The 17,056-nt window shown below is 73.8% G+C and carries 15 protein-coding genes; 6 read left to right on the top strand and 9 right to left on the bottom strand.

Going from position 1 to position 17,056, the window contains the following annotated elements; all coding sequences use genetic code 11:
* The first annotated feature begins 168 nt into the window (after positions 1-168).
* Both exaC and OG550_RS30875 read left to right on the top strand, forming a co-directional pair.
* Positions 169-1,692, top strand: a complete 1,524-nt coding sequence (exaC, locus tag OG550_RS30880) for an acetaldehyde dehydrogenase ExaC (RefSeq protein WP_327683088.1) — start codon at positions 169-171, stop codon at positions 1,690-1,692.
* 266 nt (positions 1,693-1,958) lie between these two features.
* Positions 1,959-2,282, top strand: coding sequence for a nuclear transport factor 2 family protein (locus OG550_RS30875; protein WP_327683087.1), 324 nt, complete (start codon positions 1,959-1,961; stop codon positions 2,280-2,282).
* A 49-nt stretch (positions 2,283-2,331) separates the two neighbouring features.
* On the opposite strand, the gene OG550_RS30870 is transcribed toward OG550_RS30875, so the two are convergent.
* Positions 2,332-3,552, bottom strand: coding sequence for a serine hydrolase domain-containing protein (locus OG550_RS30870; protein ID WP_327683085.1), 1,221 nt, complete (start codon positions 3,550-3,552; stop codon positions 2,332-2,334).
* A 63-nt stretch (positions 3,553-3,615) separates the two neighbouring features.
* Between OG550_RS30870 and OG550_RS30865 the strand changes: the two genes are divergently transcribed.
* From OG550_RS30865 to OG550_RS30850, 4 genes are all read left to right on the top strand, one after another.
* A complete protein-coding gene (locus OG550_RS30865) occupies positions 3,616-4,125 on the top strand; it encodes an NUDIX hydrolase (protein WP_327683083.1) in 510 nt (169 codons plus the stop codon).
* A gap of 206 nt (positions 4,126-4,331) precedes the next feature.
* The gene (locus OG550_RS30860) at positions 4,332-5,162 is read left to right on the top strand and encodes a TetR/AcrR family transcriptional regulator (protein WP_442906106.1); all 831 of its coding nucleotides are present in this window, start codon (positions 4,332-4,334) and stop codon (positions 5,160-5,162) included.
* 189 nt (positions 5,163-5,351) lie between these two features.
* A complete protein-coding gene (locus tag OG550_RS30855; RefSeq protein ID WP_327683081.1) occupies positions 5,352-7,289 on the top strand; it encodes a hypothetical protein in 1,938 nt (645 codons plus the stop codon).
* A 508-nt stretch (positions 7,290-7,797) separates the two neighbouring features.
* A complete protein-coding gene (locus OG550_RS30850; RefSeq protein ID WP_327683080.1) occupies positions 7,798-10,086 on the top strand; it encodes a glycoside hydrolase family 18 chitinase in 2,289 nt (762 codons plus the stop codon).
* Positions 10,087-10,142: 56 nt separating this feature from the next.
* On the opposite strand, the gene OG550_RS30845 is transcribed toward OG550_RS30850, so the two are convergent.
* The 8 genes from OG550_RS30845 to OG550_RS30810 form a co-directional block, all read right to left on the bottom strand.
* Complete coding sequence (locus tag OG550_RS30845) at positions 10,143-10,850, bottom strand: spermidine synthase (RefSeq protein WP_327683078.1); 708 nt, start codon at positions 10,848-10,850, stop codon at positions 10,143-10,145.
* An 86-nt stretch (positions 10,851-10,936) separates the two neighbouring features.
* Complete coding sequence (locus tag OG550_RS30840; RefSeq protein WP_327683076.1) at positions 10,937-12,082, bottom strand: YeiH family protein; 1,146 nt, start codon at positions 12,080-12,082, stop codon at positions 10,937-10,939.
* Between the two features lie 7 nt (positions 12,083-12,089).
* The gene (locus tag OG550_RS30835) at positions 12,090-12,656 is read right to left on the bottom strand and encodes a cysteine dioxygenase family protein (protein WP_327683074.1); all 567 of its coding nucleotides are present in this window, start codon (positions 12,654-12,656) and stop codon (positions 12,090-12,092) included.
* A 98-nt stretch (positions 12,657-12,754) separates the two neighbouring features.
* Positions 12,755-13,669, bottom strand: coding sequence for a LysR family transcriptional regulator (locus OG550_RS30830; RefSeq protein WP_327683072.1), 915 nt, complete (start codon positions 13,667-13,669; stop codon positions 12,755-12,757).
* 173 nt (positions 13,670-13,842) lie between these two features.
* Positions 13,843-14,712, bottom strand: coding sequence for an amino acid ABC transporter permease (locus OG550_RS30825; RefSeq protein ID WP_327683070.1), 870 nt, complete (start codon positions 14,710-14,712; stop codon positions 13,843-13,845).
* Positions 14,709-15,353, bottom strand: a complete 645-nt coding sequence (locus tag OG550_RS30820) for an amino acid ABC transporter permease (protein WP_327683068.1) — start codon at positions 15,351-15,353, stop codon at positions 14,709-14,711. Before OG550_RS30820 ends, OG550_RS30825 begins: the two co-directional genes overlap by 4 nt.
* A 14-nt stretch (positions 15,354-15,367) precedes the next feature.
* On the bottom strand, positions 15,368-16,273 hold the full coding sequence (locus OG550_RS30815; protein ID WP_442906105.1) for a glutamate ABC transporter substrate-binding protein: 906 nt from the start codon (positions 16,271-16,273) through the stop codon (positions 15,368-15,370).
* A 10-nt stretch (positions 16,274-16,283) separates the two neighbouring features.
* Positions 16,284-17,003 carry an amino acid ABC transporter ATP-binding protein gene (locus OG550_RS30810; protein ID WP_327684273.1) on the bottom strand — a complete coding sequence of 240 codons (720 nt, stop codon included), beginning with the start codon at positions 17,001-17,003 and terminating at the stop codon, positions 16,284-16,286.
* Positions 17,004-17,056: the final 53 nt, after the last annotated feature.

Below are 17,056 nucleotides of genomic sequence, written 5' to 3'. Positions count from 1 at the left end.
CCGGACCGGGCCCGCCGGGTTAGGGTGCTGCCCGGCGGGTGCCCCGGCGAGGGGCGCCCGACCCGCATGTGCGTCCGTACTCCCGCCGGGCCGCCCCCCTTGGCCGCCCGGCGCACCGCCCGGCCCGCGCGCCGCGGCGGTGCCCCGACAGCGAGGAGGCACCAGAGCATGCCGGTCTACCTGCCCCCGGGCCAGCCCGGATCCGTCGTCAGCTACCGCCCCCGCTACGAGCACTGGATCGGCGGCCGATGGGCGCCGCCGGTCCTCGGCCAGTACTTCGAGAACCCCAGCCCGGTCACCGGCGAGGTCTTCACCGAGGTCGCCCGCGGCACCGCCGAGGACATCGAGGCCGCCCTCGACGCGGCCCACGCCGCCGCCCCGGCCTGGGGCCGCACCCCGCCCGCCGAACGGGCCCAGGTCCTGCTGCGGGTCGCCGACCGGATCGAGCACAACCTGGAGCGGCTCGCCGTCGCGGAGAGCTGGGAGAACGGCAAGCCCGTCCGCGAGACCCTGGCCGCCGACCTGCCGCTCGCCGTCGACCACCTGCGCTACTTCGCCGGCGCGCTGCGCGCCCAGGAGGGCGGCCTCTCCCAGCTGGACGAGGACACCGTCGCCTACCACTTCCACGAACCGCTGGGCGTGGTCGGCCAGATCATCCCGTGGAACTTCCCGATCCTGATGGCGGTCTGGAAGTTCGCCCCGGCCCTGGCGGCGGGGAACGCGGTGGTGCTCAAGCCCGCCGAGCAGACCCCCGCCTCGGTCCTGCTGCTGGCCGAACTGACGGCCGACCTGCTGCCGCCCGGCGTGCTCAACGTGGTCAACGGCTACGGCCTGGAGGCCGGCCGCCCGCTGGCCTCCAGCGACCGGATCCGCAAGATCGCCTTCACCGGCGAGACCACCACCGGCCGGCTGATCTCCCAGTACGCCAGCGGCAACCTGATCCCCGTCTCCCTGGAGCTCGGCGGCAAGAGCCCCAACCTGTTCTTCGCCGACGTCGCCGCCGAGCGCGACGCCTTCTACGACAAGGCCGTCGAGGGCTTCGCGATGTTCGCCCTCAACCAGGGCGAGGTCTGCACCTGCCCGAGCCGGGCGCTGGTCGAGTCCGCGGTGTACGACCGGCTGCTCGCCGACGGCCTGGAGCGGGTGCGCGCGATGCGCCAGGGCAACCCGCTGGACACCGCGACCCAGGTCGGCGCCCAGGCCAGCGCCGAGCAGCTCCGCAAGATCCTCTCCTACATCGAGATCGGCCAGGCCGAGGGCGCCAAGGTGCTGGCCGGCGGCGAGCGGGCCGACCTCGGCGGCTCCCTCGCCGGCGGCTACTACGTGACGCCCACCGTCTTCGAGGGCGTCAACGGGATGCGGATCTTCCAGGAGGAGATCTTCGGCCCGGTCGTCGCCGTCACCCGCTTCGAGGACTTCGACGACGCGATCGCGCTCGCCAACGACACGCTGTACGGGCTCGGCGCCGGTGTCTGGACCCGTGACGGCACCACCGCCTACCGGGCCGGCCGCGCCATCCAGGCCGGCCGGGTCTGGACCAACTGCTACCACGCCTACCCGGCACACGCGGCCTTCGGCGGCTACAAGAACTCGGGCATCGGCCGGGAGAACCACAAGGCCGTCCTTGAGCACTACCAGCAGACCAAGAACCTGCTGGTCAGCTACGCGCAGGAGGCCCAGGGCCTGTTCTGAGGGCCCGCCCCGAGACCCGGCCCCGGTCGGTCCCGTGCCGGCCCGCGGCCCCCGGGGAAACGCGGAGTGGGAAGCCGGTCCGGCCGACTTCCCACTCCGTACGCCACTCCCCGTGGCTCAGCCGGGCACCCCGAGGGGCAAATCACCCGTATCGGGATCTAAGCACATGAATCCCTCCAAAGCCTCGACGCGCCGACGACATGCCCGGCGAGTCCCGGCCGACGCCCTAAACAGGAGGTACCGACCCTTCACCCCTGGGAGACCGGATGACCATCGCCACCGCCAAGCTGTCCGACCCGACCGTGCGCGCCGCCGTCACGGCGATCAACTCAGGCGACCGCGCGGCCTTCGTCGCGCTGCTCACGCCCGACGCGACCATGTCCGACGACGGCAACGACCGGGACCTGCAGGACTGGATCGACCGCGAGATCTTCACCAGTCGCGGTCACATGGACGTCCAGTCCGAGTCCGACGGCGGCCGCGCCCTGCTCGCCAACTACAGCAACGAGACCTGGGGCGAGATGCGCACCGCCTGGCGGTTCACCGTCGACGGCGGCCGGATCAGCCGGTTCGAGACCGGCCAGGCCTGATGTCCGCCCAGGACGGCCCGGGGCCCGCTCCGGTCGGCCCCGGGCCCGTTCAGGACAGCCCCAGGCAGCCCCGCACCGCCCGGATCAGCGTGCGGGACCGGATGTCCCCCGTCACACCGGGCTGCATGCCGTTGGTCACGTAGCCGAACCCGATCCCGAGGTCCGGGTCGGCGAAGCCCAGCGAACCGCCCCGGCCCGGGTGGCCGAAGGCGGCCGGCGAGGTCATCAGCGCGGTCGGGCCGTGCCGGAAGAAGCCGAGCCCGAAAGTGGAGTTGACGATCAGCACCCGGTCCGGGCCGCTGACCACCGGCCCGACCGCGCGGGCCAGCACCTCCGGTCCGAGCAGCGGCGGCAGCGTGCCGCCGCTGCCGCCGTGCCGGTCGGCCGCGCCGACCAGCGCCGCGTAGAAGCGGGCCAGCGAGCGGGCGGTGCCGATCCCGCCCGCGCCGGGGATCTCGGCGGCCTGCACCGCCGGGTCGTTGAGGTCCACCCCGGGCCGCACCGAGGCGAACGCCCGCGCGGTCAGCGAGGTCGGGTCCTGGTACGCGTCACGGACCGCCTGCTTGGGCCGCAGCCGCAGCCCGCTCGGCCCGGTCCTGGCGGCCACCGGCGCCGGCAGGTCGACCAACCGCCCCACCCGCGGCGCGGCGCCGGACGGCAGCCCGATCCACAGGTCGAGGCCGAGCGGCCGGGCGACCTCCTCGGCGAAGTACCGGCCGACCGTCCGGCCGCTCACCCGCCGCACCACCTCGCCCACCAGCCAGCCGAAGGTGTACGGGTGGTAGCCGTGCGCGGTGCCCGGCTCCCAGGCGGGCGCCTGGGCGGCCACCGCGGCCGCCGCCCGCTCCCAGGTGAGCACGTCCTCCAGGCGCAGCGGCACGTCCAGCGCCGGCAGCCCGGCCTGGTGCGACAGCAGCCAGCGCACCGGGACCCGCTCCTTGCCCTCGGCCTTGAACTCCGGCCAGTACTCGGCCACCGGCGCGTCCAGGTCGAGCTGCCCCCGGTCGGCCAGCAGCAGCGCGGTGGCGGCGGTCAGCCCCTTGGTGACGGAGCGCAGCACCTGCGCGGTGTCGGCGGTCCACGGCACGGCCGGCGCGGGCCGCCCGCCGACCTCGGGCCTGGCGTCGCCGCCCCACAGGTCGACCACCTTGCGGCCGCGCACGTAGAGCGCGAAGGCCGCGCCGAGTTCGCCGTACTCCCGGAAGTTGTGCGCGAAGGCGTCCCGTACCGGCTCGAAGCCCTCGGCCGTCTCGCCCCAGATCTCCACCACCGCGCGCCGCCCTCGATTCGATCGTATGTCCGTGCACCGCCCGGAAACCCTAACCTGTCGGTCATGAGCAACCCTGCCGAAGAGCTGCTGGACGTCGTCGACGAGCACGACCGGGTGATCCGGACCGCCACACGGGGGGAGGTGTACCGGGAGGGGCTGATCCACCGGTGCGTCTTCGTGCTGGTCCGCGACCCGGCCGGGCGGATCTTCGTCCACCGGCGCACCGAGACCAAGCTGTTCGCCCCCGGCGCCCACGACATGTTCGTCGGCGGAGTGGTGGGCTCCGGCGAGGCGTACGGGGACGCCGCCGTCCGGGAGGCCGAGGAGGAGCTGGGCGTCGAGGGGATCGTCCCGCGCCCGCTGTTCCGGTTCCTGTTCCGGGGCGACGGCCTCTCCTGGTGGTCCGACGTGTACGAGGCCGAGTGGGACGGCCCGGTGTCGCCGCAGGAGTCGGAGGTCGGCTGGCACGCCTGGCTGACCCCGGAGGAGCTGGCGGACCGCCTGGCCCGCGACGAGTTCGTGCCGGACGGCCGCGAGGCGTACCGCCGCTACCTGGAGCACTATGCCGGGTGACGCCGGATAGGGTGGCGCGCATGGCATCCCGCACGCCGTCGGCCCCCTCCCCCGCGCCCTCACGCTCGGAACGACCGGAGGGTCCGGAACGGCCCGAAGGCCCGCAGCCCGCGGCGCGCACGGAGCCCGCCGGACCCACCCGGCCCGCCGAGCGCGCGGAGCGTCCCGCGCGCGGGGGCGGCGAGCGGACGCGCCGGCGCCTCAGCGTGGACGAGCGGCGCGAGCAGCTGATCGCGGTCGCGCTGGAGCTGTTCAGCCTCCGTCCGCCGGAGGAGGTGTCGATCGACGACATCGCGGCCGCCGCCGGCGCCTCCCGGCCGCTGGTCTACCACTACTTCCCGGGCAAGCAGGCCCTGTACGAGGAGTCGCTGCGGCGCGCGGGCCGGGAGCTGGCGGCCCGGTTCGAGGAGCCCGCTGAGGGCCCGCTGTCCGAACGCCTCCACCGGGTGATGGGCCGCTACCTGGACTTCGTGCAGAGCCACGGCCCCGGCTTCGCAGCACTGCTGCGCGGCGGCTCGGTGGCGGCCAGCACCAACACCTCCGCGGTGATCGACGAGGTCCGGCGGGCCGCGCACGACCAGATCCTCGGCCACCTGGCGCTCCCCTCCCCCGGGCCTGGCCTGCGGCTGACCGTCCGGGCCTGGATCGCCAACGCCGAGATCACCTCGCTGGAGTGGCTGGCGGACCGCTCGGTGCCCCTGGAGGAGCTCCAGCTGCACCTGGTGCAGGAGTTCGTCGCCGCGCTGACCCTGACCGCCGCCCGGGAGCCCGCGCTCGCCGCCGAGCTGGCCGGCTTCTTCGCCGACGAGCGCCCGGACGGCCCGACCGGGCTGCTGGTCCGCGACCTGGCCGGGCTGTTCGCCGTTCCGGGCCTCGCCGAGGCGGTCACCGCCCTGGCCGTCGCACCCGACGCCCCGCCCCCCGCCGGTGAGGAGCCCCCCGCCGGAGCGTCCCCCGCCGACGGGCCGACCGATGGGCCGACCGGCGGACTCCCCGGCGGACTCCCCGACGGGCCCACCGGCGGGCCGGGCCGCTGACGGACCACCGGTGGCCCGCCGACCGGCCGCGGGTGCGGCCCGGCGCCGAGACGCGCCCTGCCGGCAGGTTCTGCCACGTCGGCGGCCTCTGATAGGAATGTGCACGGATCTGACGGCCCGCCGGTCACCCCCCGGGCTCCGATCCCCGGACCACCGAACGCACACCGAGCAGAGCGGGGGGCTCAACAGTTGACCCAGGAAGGCCAGTTCAGCGTGGAGGCCAACCCCTTCGCGGCGGCGGAGCGGGTCTCCGCGACGCTCGGAACACTCACCGACGCCCTCTTCGACGCCCGGACCTCACGCCACCCGGCGGCCTCGCTGACCGCCCTGCGGACGGCCGTCCACCCGGCCGCCGAGGCGCTCTTCGACCTGCCGCTCGCGCCCAACGGCCCGGTGCACACCGCCGTCGGCCGGCTCGGCACCGTGGTCACCGCCGGAACGGCCCGCCCGGGCACCGGCGCCGCGGTCTCCGCGCTGGCGACCGGCGCACTCCTGGCCCGCTACGGCGCCGACGGCCCGGTCCGCGGCGCGGCGCCCGGCGCCCACGGCGCCCTGACGGCCGACCGGTTCGAGCTCCCGGTGACCGGCGAGCCCGCCGACCCCAAGCTCCGCCCGCCGTTCACCACCGCGCTGGCCGCGCTGGCCGCCGGACAGCAGACCCGGCAACCGGTCGAGCTCGCCACCGGCGCCGGCTCCGAGGTCCGCCTGGTCGTCCCGCCCGGCTTCCACCCGCTCACCTCCCCGGGCGGGCCGCCCGGCGTCTCCGCCCGCACCGTGCCCACCGGTCCGGGCGGCGGGGTCCCAGCCGTCCGGGGCGTCGACCCGGCCACCGGCGCCGCCGCCGCCGAGCTGACCGCGCACCTGGCGGAGACCGCCGAGGAGCTGCTCAGCGGGGCCGGTCCGGCCGCCCGCCGCGACTTCGCGGTGATCGCCGCCGCCCTGGCGGACGCGGTGACCGCCTCGGGCGCCGTCTACGCGGGCGTCTGCGCCCTCCAGGTGGACGGCCGGCCCGCCGACGCCACCCTGGTGGTCTCGCTCGCCCGGCACCCGCTGCCGATCACCGGGTTGGCCACCGAGCTGGCCACCGTGCGCCGGCACGCCGAGGTCTGGACGGTGCTGCTGCCCGCCGGGCCGGCCGCCGTGCTGGTGGAGGGCCGAAGCGTCCCGGTGCCCGGCCCGCTGGCCGCGGACGGGGTGCGCCGCTGGGCGGTCACCTCGGTGGTGGAGGCGTTCGTCCCGCTGCCGGACGGCGCCTCGGTGCTCTGCGTCCAGCTCAGCACCGCCCAGCCGCAGGACTGGGAGCTGTACACGGAGGTCTTCGCCGAGCTGCTGAAGAGCGTGCAGTTCGGCTGGGACGGCGTGCACGGCGCGCCGGCCGCGCCCGCCCCGGCCCACGGCGTCCCGACGCACCCGGTCGACCCCGCGACGCCGACGCACCCGGCGGCGGCCGCGCCCGCCGCCGACCCGGCCCCCGTCGACGCCACCCCGCTGCCGGTCCACCTCCGGGGGACCCCGGTGCGCGTTCCGCCCGCCGACTTCAACCCCTTCGCACCGGTCGCCGACCCGACCCCGGCCCAGCCGATCCTCGTCCCCGCCGACACGAGCGGCACCGGCGGCACCGGCGGCACGACCGGCCCGGACGGCGGCACCGGTCACGGTCACGCCGACATCGCCGGCCACGGTGACGGCGCCGCCCCGCCGCCCGGGCCCAAGGGCACCCCGGTGGCGGTCCCGCCCCCGGACTTCGACCCGTTCGCCCTGCAGCCCGCCGCACCGCAGCCCGCCGCACCGCCCGCGCCGTACCTCCCGGCGGGCCCGCCCACCCCGGCGCCGGTCGCCGACCCCTTCGGGACGGTGACCGCGGCCGACCACCCCGGCGACCCGTACGGCACCACCGCCCCGCAGCGGCCCGCACCCGTCCCCCCGCCGCCCGCGGGGCCGCCGACCGTCCCGGTCCCGGCCGCGCCCTCCGGGGCGCCCGCCGGGGGCACCGGCGAGCCCGGGCCGCGGCCCGAAGGCACCCCGGTGATGGTCCCGCCGCCGGACTTCGACCCGTTCGCGCCGCAGCCGGAGGACCGCCCCGCGCCGCCGCCGGGAGCCGCCCCCGAGACCGGCCCGTTCGGCTGAGCCCGACGCCGCCCCGCCGCACCGGCACCCACCCCGGCCGCCGCTCCCGCCTCCCGGAGCGGCGGCCGGCGCCGTCCGACCGCACCGGTGCCGCCCCGCCGGGTCCGGCCCCGGCACGAACTCCCACTCCGACACCCGCTCCGACACCCGCTCCGATCCCGACTCCGGATCCGGCCCTCGCTCCAGCCCTGAATCCCGGCCTGACTCCGGCTCCGGCTCCGACCGCAACAGGATTCCACCGAGCGGCAGTTGGCGAAGCCCCAGGTCAACTGGGCTCCCCCTAGCGGCCCGTCATGCTCACGATCGACAACTGGTACAGACCTATTGCCAGTTGCCGATCTGCTCCCTACTCTCGGCACAGGATCCTCCGCGGCACCCCGACGGCCCGAGGTCTCCGGTTCCGCGCCGCCCCCATGGCCGGAGCACGCTGCTCCACGCACCTGACACCTCCCCACGGGTAACGGGGCGTCCGGGCCTGCCCCGGGACCCCAGGACAGGAGCCTTATCCATGCGCAGACGTCGGATCAGCCTGCCGCTGCTCGCAGCCGGGACACTGCTCGTCCCGCTGCTCGCCGCCGCCCTCCCTGCCACCATCGCCAACGCCCGCTCGGCCGAGGCCGTCGCCGGGTCCGCCACCGCGACCTTCGCCAAGGGCAGCGACTGGGGCACCGGCTACGACGCCAGTTACACCATCACCAACGGTTCCAGCGCCCCGCTGAACGGCTGGACGCTGGAGTTCGACCTGCCCACCGGCAACACCGTGGCCGGCCTCTGGAACGCGACGTACACCACCTCGGCCTCCCACGTCACGGTGAAGAACCCCGGCTGGGCGTCGACCCTGCCGGTCGGCGGCACCTACAACGTCGGCTTCAACATCGCCTACTCGGGTGCCTACAAGCCCTTGCTGAACTGCAAGTTGAACGGTCAGCCGTGTGACGGCACCGGCGGCGGGGACCAGACCGCGCCGACCGTCCCGGGCAGCCTCCAGGCGGGCGACATCACCCAGACCTCGGTCGGCCTGACCTGGACGGCGAGCACCGACAACGTCGCCGTCACCGGCTACGACGTCTACCGTGACGGCACCAAGGTGGCCACCACCGACGGCGCCACCACGGCCGCCACCGTGCAGGGCCTGACCGCCGGCACCGCCTACCAGTTCACCGTCCAGGCCTTCGACGCGGCGGGCAACCGCTCGGCGGCGGCCGGGCCGGTCAGTGCCACCACCCTGCCGCCGGTCGAGGACAAGCAGGCGCCGACCACCCCGGGCACCCCCACGGTGACCGGCTCGGACGCCAACTCGGTCTCGCTGACCTGGGCCGCCAGCACCGACAACGTCGGCGTCACCGCCTACGACGTCTACACCGGCAGCACGCTGGCCGCGACCGTCACCGGCGCCGGCGCCACCGTCGGCAACCTGGCGCCCGACACCGAGTACACCTTCACGGTCAAGGCCCGCGACGCGGCGGGCAACGTCTCGCCCGCCTCCGGCCCGGTGACCGGCAAGACCAAGCCCGGCGGCAGCAACCCCGGCACGCTGAAGATCGGCTACTTCACCCAGTGGAGCATCTACGCCCGCGGGTACAGCGTGAAGCAGCTCGACACCTCGGGCTCGGCGGGCCGACTCACCACGCTCAACTACGCCTTCGCCAACATCCACCCCAGCACCAAGCAGTGCTTCATCACCAACAAGGCGGCCGGGCCGGACAACGACCCGAACGCGGGTGACGGCGCCGGTGACGCCTGGGCCGACTTCGGCAAGGGCTGGGACGCGGGCAGCTCGGTGGCCGGCACCACCGACACCTGGGACCAGAAGCTGGCCGGCAACTTCAACCAGCTGAAGCAGCTCAAGGCCAAGTACCCCAACCTCAAGATCCAGATCTCGCTGGGCGGTTGGTCGTACAGCAAGTGGTTCTCCGACGCGGCCGCCACCGACGCCTCCCGCAAGGCGCTGGTCAGCTCCTGCATCGACATGTACATCAAGGGCAACCTGCCGGTGATCGACGGCCGCGGCGGTGCGGGCAGCGCTGCCGGCATCTTCGACGGCATCGACCTCGACTGGGAGTGGCCGAACTCCGACGGGCACACCGGGAACATCTTCCGGCCCGCCGACAAGGCCAACTACACCCTGCTGGCACAGGAGTTCCGCCGCCAGCTGGACGCGCTCGGCGCCACCACCGCCAAGCACTACACGCTGAGCGCCTTCCTCCCGGCCGACCCGGCGAAGATCACCGCCGGCATCGACATCCCCGGCCTGTTCGGCGCCTTCGACTTCGCCACCATCCAGGGCTACGACTACCACGGCGGCTGGGAGATGGTCACCAACCAGCAGTCCGCGATCAAGGTCGCGGCCGGCGACCCGAACCCGCCCGCACGGCAGTTCAGTTCCGAGATCGCGATCGGCGCGTACGTGAACGGCGGCGCCCCGAAGAGCAAGCTCACACTGGGCATCCCGTTCTACGGCCGGGGCTGGACGGGCGTGCCGCGCGGCACCACCAACGGCCTCTTCCAGACCGCGACGGGCCCCGGCCCGGGCACCTACGAGGCCGGGTTCGAGGACTACAAGAAGCTCAAGCAGATGGCCACCAGCGGTGGTTACACCATCTACCGGGACCCGGTGGCCGGCTACGCCTACATCTACAACGGCTCGGTCTTCTACAGCTACGACGACCCGACCGAGATCGCCCGGAAGACCGCCTGGATCAAGTCCCAGGGGCTGGCCGGTGCGATGATCTGGGCCTTCGACGGTGACACGCCCAACGGCGAGCTGATGGCCGCGGTGGACAACGGCCTGAAGTAACCGGACGACGGCCTGCCCCGACAGGCCGGTTCAGACCCGCCTGGCCCGTCGTGCGCTCACCGCGCGCGGCGGGCCAGGTGCACGACGTCCGGAACGCCCCGGGCCACCCGGATCTCGTGCGTGACGACGTCCAGGAACCCGGCCGCGCGCAGCGCCTCCTCGAAGGCCGGGGACGGCTGCGCGCTCCAGACCGCCAGCACCCCGCCCGGCTCCAGCCGGTACCGGAGCACGGCCAGCCCGTCCGCGCCGTACAGTCCGGCGTTGGAGTCGGTGACGGTCCAGTCGGGTCCGTTGTCGATGTCGAGGCAGAGCGCGTGGTAGCGCGCGCCGTCCGCCGCCGCGAGGTACTCCAGCAGGTCGGTGTGGAGCACCTCGACCCGCCCGTCGCCCAGCGCGCCGGCCGAGATCGCCGCGAGCGGCCCGGTCCGGTGCCAGTCGATGATCGCGGTCTCCCGCTCGACGACGGCGATCCGCCCCCATCGCGGCTCGGCCGCCGCGTAGGCCAGCGAGAAGCCCACCCCGAGCCCGCCGATCAGCACCGCAGGCCGGTCCACCCCGCCGGTCCGGTCCAGTTCGTCCAGCGCCGCCTGGACCAGCAGCCGCTCGGAGCGCCCGTCGGCGGTGTCCATCAGGAAGCAGCCGTTGGCGATGATCTCGTAGTGGCGCCCGCGCTGCCGCAGCACCACTTCCCCGAAGGGGCCCTCGCGCCGGTCGAGGGTGACGACGGCGTCGAAACCGTCCCGTTCGGGCAGTGCGGTGGACATGCAGCGGGTCCTCTCCGGCCTTCGGGAGCCCCGGTCGGGGGCTCGGACTACCCGCTCGACAATAGCGGAGGCCGCACCGGGCCCGGTCACGTCGTGATCAGCACCCCGGCGTACGAGACCCCGGCCACCATCACCCAGGACCCGAGCCCGAGCAGCGCGATCCGCCCGCCCGTACGGGCCATCGTCGGCAGGTGGACGGCGCTGCCGAGCCCGAACAACGCGGCCGCCAGCAGCAGCTCCTGGGCGTCCCCGGCCAGCCGGAGCACCGGCTCCGGCACCAGCCCGGTGGTGCGCAGCACGATCATCGCGAGGAACCCCGCGACGAAGAGCGGCACCAGCGGCGGCCGCTTCCCGGCCGCACGACCGGCTGCCGCCCCACGGGCGGCAGCGGCAGCACCGGCCCCGCCCGTACCGCCGTCCGCGGAACCGTCCGCCGAGCCGGCCCCGACGTCCTCCGCCGGCCCGCTCCGCGCACGCGCGCGCCGCCCGGCCATCACCACCCCGGCGACCAGCGGGGCCAGCAGCACCACCCGCATCAGCTTCACCAGCACCGCCTCGCGCAGGGCGCCCGCCCCACCGGTCTGCGCGGTGGCGACCACCTGCCCGACGTCGTGCACGCTGGCGCCGACCCAGCGCCCGAAGGCCGCCTCGTCCAGTCCGAGCGGCTGCTGGAGCAGCGGCAGGACGGCGATGGCCAGGGTGCCGCAGAGGGTGACCAGGGCGACGGAGGCGGCGACGTCCTCCTCCTCGCTGCCGGCCGCCTGGCTGACCGCGCCGATCGCGGAGGCGCCGCAGATCGAGTACCCGGTGGCGACCAGCAGCGGCTGGTCGCCGGGTAGGCCGAGCCGGCGCCCGAGCCAGCAGGTGCCGGCGAAGGTGGCGGCGACGACGCCGATCACCATGGCGACGGTGGCCCAGCCGAGGCCGAGCACGTCGTCCAGGCCGAGTTTGAGGCCGAGCAGGACGATGCCGAGCCGCATCAACCGCCGCCCGGCGGTGGAGAGCCCGGGCCGGGCGGCGCCCCGGACCAGCGGCCGCAGCCCGGGCAGGTGGGCGGCGGCGACGCCGAGCAGCACGGCGGCGGTGAGCTTGGGCACGGCGGGGACGGCCTGGTGGACGGCGAAGGCGGCGGCCACGCCGAGCGCGGCGAGCAGCAGTCCGGGGGCGTCCCCTCCGAGCGGGGGAAGGACGCGGGTGCGGGACGACGGTCGTTCCCGGATGGTCAGTGCCATGCGGGGCTCACCGGGGGTCGCCGGCGGGCAGCCGGTAGACCCGCCGGATGCTGGTGCCGAGCCGGGCGACGTCGGCGCCGTAGACGTGGATGGATATCGCGGTGGAGGAACAGGCGTTGCGGACGAGGTGGATGTCGCCGGGCGGGGCGAAGGCGGCGACGGTGCCGGCGGGGCCGACCACGTGCTCGGTCTCGACCAGGTGGGCGGTGCGGCCGTCGGAGACCAGCCGGTAGCGGGTCTCGCTCTCCTGTCCCTGGTGGACGCCGGCCACGCACCAGGAGACGTGGTCGTGGATCGGGGTCCGCTGGCCGGGCAGCCAGACCAGCGCGACGACGGAGAAGGAACCGTCGTCCTCGGCGTGCAGGACGTGCTGGCGGTAGCGGTCCGGGTCGCCCTCGCGCTGCTCGGCGGTCAGCAGTTCGCTGTCGCCGAGGTGCGGGGCGAGGCGTTCACCGACGAGGTAGGCGGTGAGTTCCGGGGGCAGGCCGCGGTCCACGACCGCGCGGATCCCGCCGACGAGGGCGGTCATGCGCTCGGTGAGCGGGCCGCTGCCGACCGTGGCTGAGGGTGTCATGCCAGCAGGTTCGGCCCGACCCACCTATCACGTCCAAGGAGGGTTCTTTAAGGATCCCCCAATGATCGCTTATGAATCGGCGCCCTCGCCGGACCGGCTCAGCACCCCACCCGCGACGCGGCCGCCGACCGCAGGTGGTCCAGCACCAGCGCGGTCGCCGGGATCCGCCGGTGCTCGCGGAGCACGTAGGCGCTGACCCGGCGCCGCAGGTGCGGCTCCACGGCCCGGCCGGTGACCTTGCGGTGGCACATGAAGGAGAGCACCAGGGCCGGCATCAGGGCGATGCCGACACCGGCGGCGACCAGGCTCTGCACGGCGAGGTTGTCGTCGGTGGAGAAGACGATGTCGGGTGCGAATCCCTCCTCCGCGCAGACGTGCAGCAGGTTGGCCCGGCAGCGCGGACACCCGGCGATCCACCGCTCGCCGTCGAGGTCGGCCAGCCGGACGGCGTGCCGGCGGCCGAGCGGGTGGCCGACCGGCAGGAGCACGGTCAGCAGGTCCTCCATGAGCGGTATCTCGTCCAGCTCCTCCGGCACCTCGGCCGGCGCGCCCGGATAACGGAAGGCCAGCGCGATGTCGCACTCACCGCGGAGCAGCCGCTGGACGGAGTCCGGCGGCTCGGCTTCGAGCAGTTCGACCCGGACGCCGGGGTGTTCGGCGAGCAGCCGGGCCATCGTCTCGGGGATCAGGGTGGCGTTGGCGCTGGGGAAGGCGCAGACCCGGACGCGTCCGGCGCGCAGCCGGGCCAGGGCGGCGAGCTGCTGCTGGGCGGCGGAGAGGCTGCCGAGGATCTGCTCGGAGTGCCGGGAGAGCGCCTCGCCCGCCTCGGTGAGCCGCAGTCCGCGCCCGGCCCGGGTGAACAGCGGCAGGCCGACGGTCCGTTCGAGGGCCTTCATCTGCTGGGTGATGGCCGGCTGGGTGTAGCCGAGTTCGCGGGCGGCCGCCGAGTAGGAACCGGCCCGGACCACCTCGTGGAAGGTCCTGATGTGCCGCGAGTCGAAAACCGGCTCCACTGCCCCTCCGCCCGACCGCCGTGCCACGTCCCGGCAATCATAAGCAGAGATTGGAGGAACAGAGCCTGACCTCGTTCGCACCTATGGTTCAAGCGCGAACCGCCCGCCCCTCGCACACCCGGTGACGGCCGGGGCCGGAGGAAGGGGCCGGAGGAAGGGGCCCGAGAACGGGCCTAGGACCGGGCGACCGGCGGCAGCCCCATCGACACGTCGGCACTGGCCACCGGCGCCCCGCCGCGCACGCTCGGGCTGCGCCGGCTGCGCCGCTCGACCCAGCGCGCGAACCAGGAGAGCAGCAGGCACATCCCGATGTAGACCGGTGCGATCACCATCACCACCGGGATGAAGGGCAGGTCGTAGTCCAGGTTGGTGGCGATCAGCTTCCCCGCGTGCAGGAACTCCTCGTAGGTGATCAGGAAGCCCAGCGAGGTGTCCTTGAGGGCCACCACCAGCTGGCTGATGATCGCCGGGAGCATCGCCCGGTTGGCCTGCGGCACCAGGACGTACGCCATCACCTGGGTCTTGCGCATGCCGAGCGCGAACGCCGCCTCCTTCTGCCCCCGGGGCACCGCCAGCACGCCGGCCCGGAACACCTCCGCGAGCACCGAGCCGTTGTAGAGCACCAGTCCCGCCACCAGCGCCCAGAGCGGCTCGACCTTGAGCGCGACGAAGATGAAGAAGATCATCACCAGCAGCGGCATGGCCCGGAAGAACTCGACCACCAGGGTGGAGAACCAGCGCACCACCCGGTGGTCCGAGAGCCGCCCCGCGGCGAACAGCGCTCCGAACGGCAGCGCGAACAGCACGGTCCACCCGAAGGCCTTGAGCGTGTTGCCGAGCCCGCGCAGCAGCAGTTCCTGGACGCCCTTGTACTCGAAGGCCGTCCACTTCTCCGCGGTGAACTGCTGCGTGTGGAAGAGCATGTAGACGATCCAGCCGAGCAGCGCGGCGATCGCCACCAGCGCGATCGCGCCGTACAGCCGGTGCCGGGCGAGCGCCCTGGGTCCCGGGATGTCGTAGAGCGCCGAGGATTCCACCGTCATCGCGACACCGCCAGTCGTCGTTCCAGCAGGTTGAACACGGCGCTGACGGCCAGCGTGATGATCAGGTAGCCGACGGCGATCCAGACGAAGGTCCAGACGATGCCGTAGCCCAGCTCGTTGATGGTCCGGTAGGTGCCGAGCAGCTCGGTGACGCTGAACGAGCCGGCGATCGCCGTGTTCTTCGCCAGCGCGATCATCACACTGCCGATCGGGGCGATCACCGACCGGTACGCCTGCGGCAGCACCACCAGGCCCATCGTCTGGCCGAAGGTCATCCCCAGGCTGCGGGCCGCCTCGCCCTGCCCGGTGGGCACCGTGTTGACGCCGGCGCGCATCGCCTCGCAGACGAACGCCGAGGTGTAGCAGCCCAGCGCGAGCACCGCGAAGGTGAAGAACGGCAGGGTGATGTCGAACCGCGGCAGGCCCAGCACCACGATGAAGAACAGCAGGGTCAGCGGGGTGTTGCGCAGCAGCGTCACCCAGGTGGTGCCGAACACCCGCAGCGGCTTCACCGGCGAGACCCGGAAGCTCGCGACCAGCACACCGAGCACCAGCGACAGCACCGCGCTCACCAGGAACAGCGAGAGGGTGCCGAGGAAGCCCTCCCAGTAGATCGACCAGTTGTCGGTCAGCGTCTTCACGGGCCGCCCCCTCCTCAGTACCGGTCGATCGGCGGCGGGGTGGGCGCGGGCACCCCGGAGAGGCCGAGGGTCGCGTCGTAGGCCTTCCGCCAGTCGCCGTTCTCCTCGTGGTGCGCCAGCGCGTCGTTCAGCGCCCCGCGCAGCACGGTGTCGTTCTTCGGCGTGCCGATGCCGTACGGCTCCTGGGAGAAGAGCGGTCCGACCACCTTGAGCTCGTCCGGCACCTTGGCCGCGTAGCCCATCAGGATGGTGTTGTCCGTGGTCACCGCGTCCACCTGGGAGGTGATCAGGTTGTCGACGCAGGCCGAGTAGGTGTCGTAGCCGATCAGCCTGGCCTTCGGGTAGTCCTTCTGGATCCGCTGGTACGGGGTGGAGCCGGCCGCGGAGCAGACCTTCTTCCCGTCCAGGTCCTCCGGCCCGTTGATGGCGGTCTCGTTCCGGCGCACCAGCAGCGACTGTCCGGCCAGGTAGTACGGCCCGGCGAAGCCGACCAGCTTCTTGCGGTTGTCGTTGATCGTGTAGGTGCCCACGTAGTAGTCGACCTGGCCGTTCTGCAGTGCGGTCTCGCGGTTCGCCGAGGCGATGGTCCTGAACTCGATCCGGTCCGGGCCGAACCCGAGGTCGGCGGCGAGCATCTTGGCGATCTCGATGTCGAAGCCGGAGTACACCCCGGTGGCCGGGTTCTTCTGACCCAGGTAGGGCTGGTCCTCTTTGGCGCCGACCACCAGGTGCCCCCGGCTGCGGGCCGCGTCCAGGGTCGGCGAGCCGGTGATCCCGGCACCGCTCTCCACCCGGTAGCTCGGCAGCGCGCTGGGCTGCGGCCCCTTGGGCGGCGGGGTGCCCTCCTTGCCGCAGCCGGCCGGCAGCAGGGTCGCGGCCACGGCGGCGGCCACCGCGGCGGCGGTGACGATCTTCTTCACGGGCGCGGCCTCAGTGCTTCAGGATCTTGGAGAGGAAGTCCCGGGCGCGCTCGCTCTCCGGGGCGCCGAAGAACTCCTCCGGGCTGCGGTCCTCGACGATCCGCCCGTCGGCCATGAAGACCACCCGGTTGGCGGAGGCCCGGGCGAACCCCATCTCGTGGGTCACGACGATCATGGTCATGCCCTCATGCGCCAGCCCGCGCATCACGTCCAGCACCTCGTTGATCATCTCGGGATCGAGCGCCGAGGTGGGCTCGTCGAACAGCAGCGCCTTGGGGTCCATCGCCAGCGCCCGCGCGATCGCCACCCGCTGCTGCTGGCCTCCGGAGAGCTGGGCCGGGTACTTGTCCGCCTGCGGGGCGAGCCCGACCCGCTCCAGCAGCTCCCGGGACCTCCCGTCCGCCTCCGCCCTCGACCGCCCGCGCACCCTGACCTGGGCCAGCGAGACGTTCTGCAGCACGGTCTTGTGCGCGAACAGGTTGAAGGACTGGAACACCATCCCCACCTCGGCGCGCAGCTGCGCCAGCCCCTTGCCCTCCTCGGGAAGCGGCCGGCCGTCGATCACGATGTCGCCGGACTCGATCGGCTCCAGCCGGTTGATCGCCCGGCAGAGGGTGGACTTGCCGGAGCCGGACGGCCCGATCACCACCACGACCTCGCCCCGGCCGATGGTCAGCTCGATGTCCTGCAGGACGTGCAGCTCACCGAAGTGCTTGTTGACACCGCGCATCTCGATCAGGGGCGTGAAGGCGGAGAGCCCCGGCCCGGACCCGGGCCGGGGCT

Origin of the sequence: Kitasatospora sp. NBC_00458 (assembly GCF_036013975.1) — a bacterium.
Classification (GTDB): domain Bacteria; phylum Actinomycetota; class Actinomycetes; order Streptomycetales; family Streptomycetaceae; genus Kitasatospora.
Note: the sequence above shows the minus strand (reverse complement) of the source record. Positions and strands in the feature narration are given on the sequence as shown.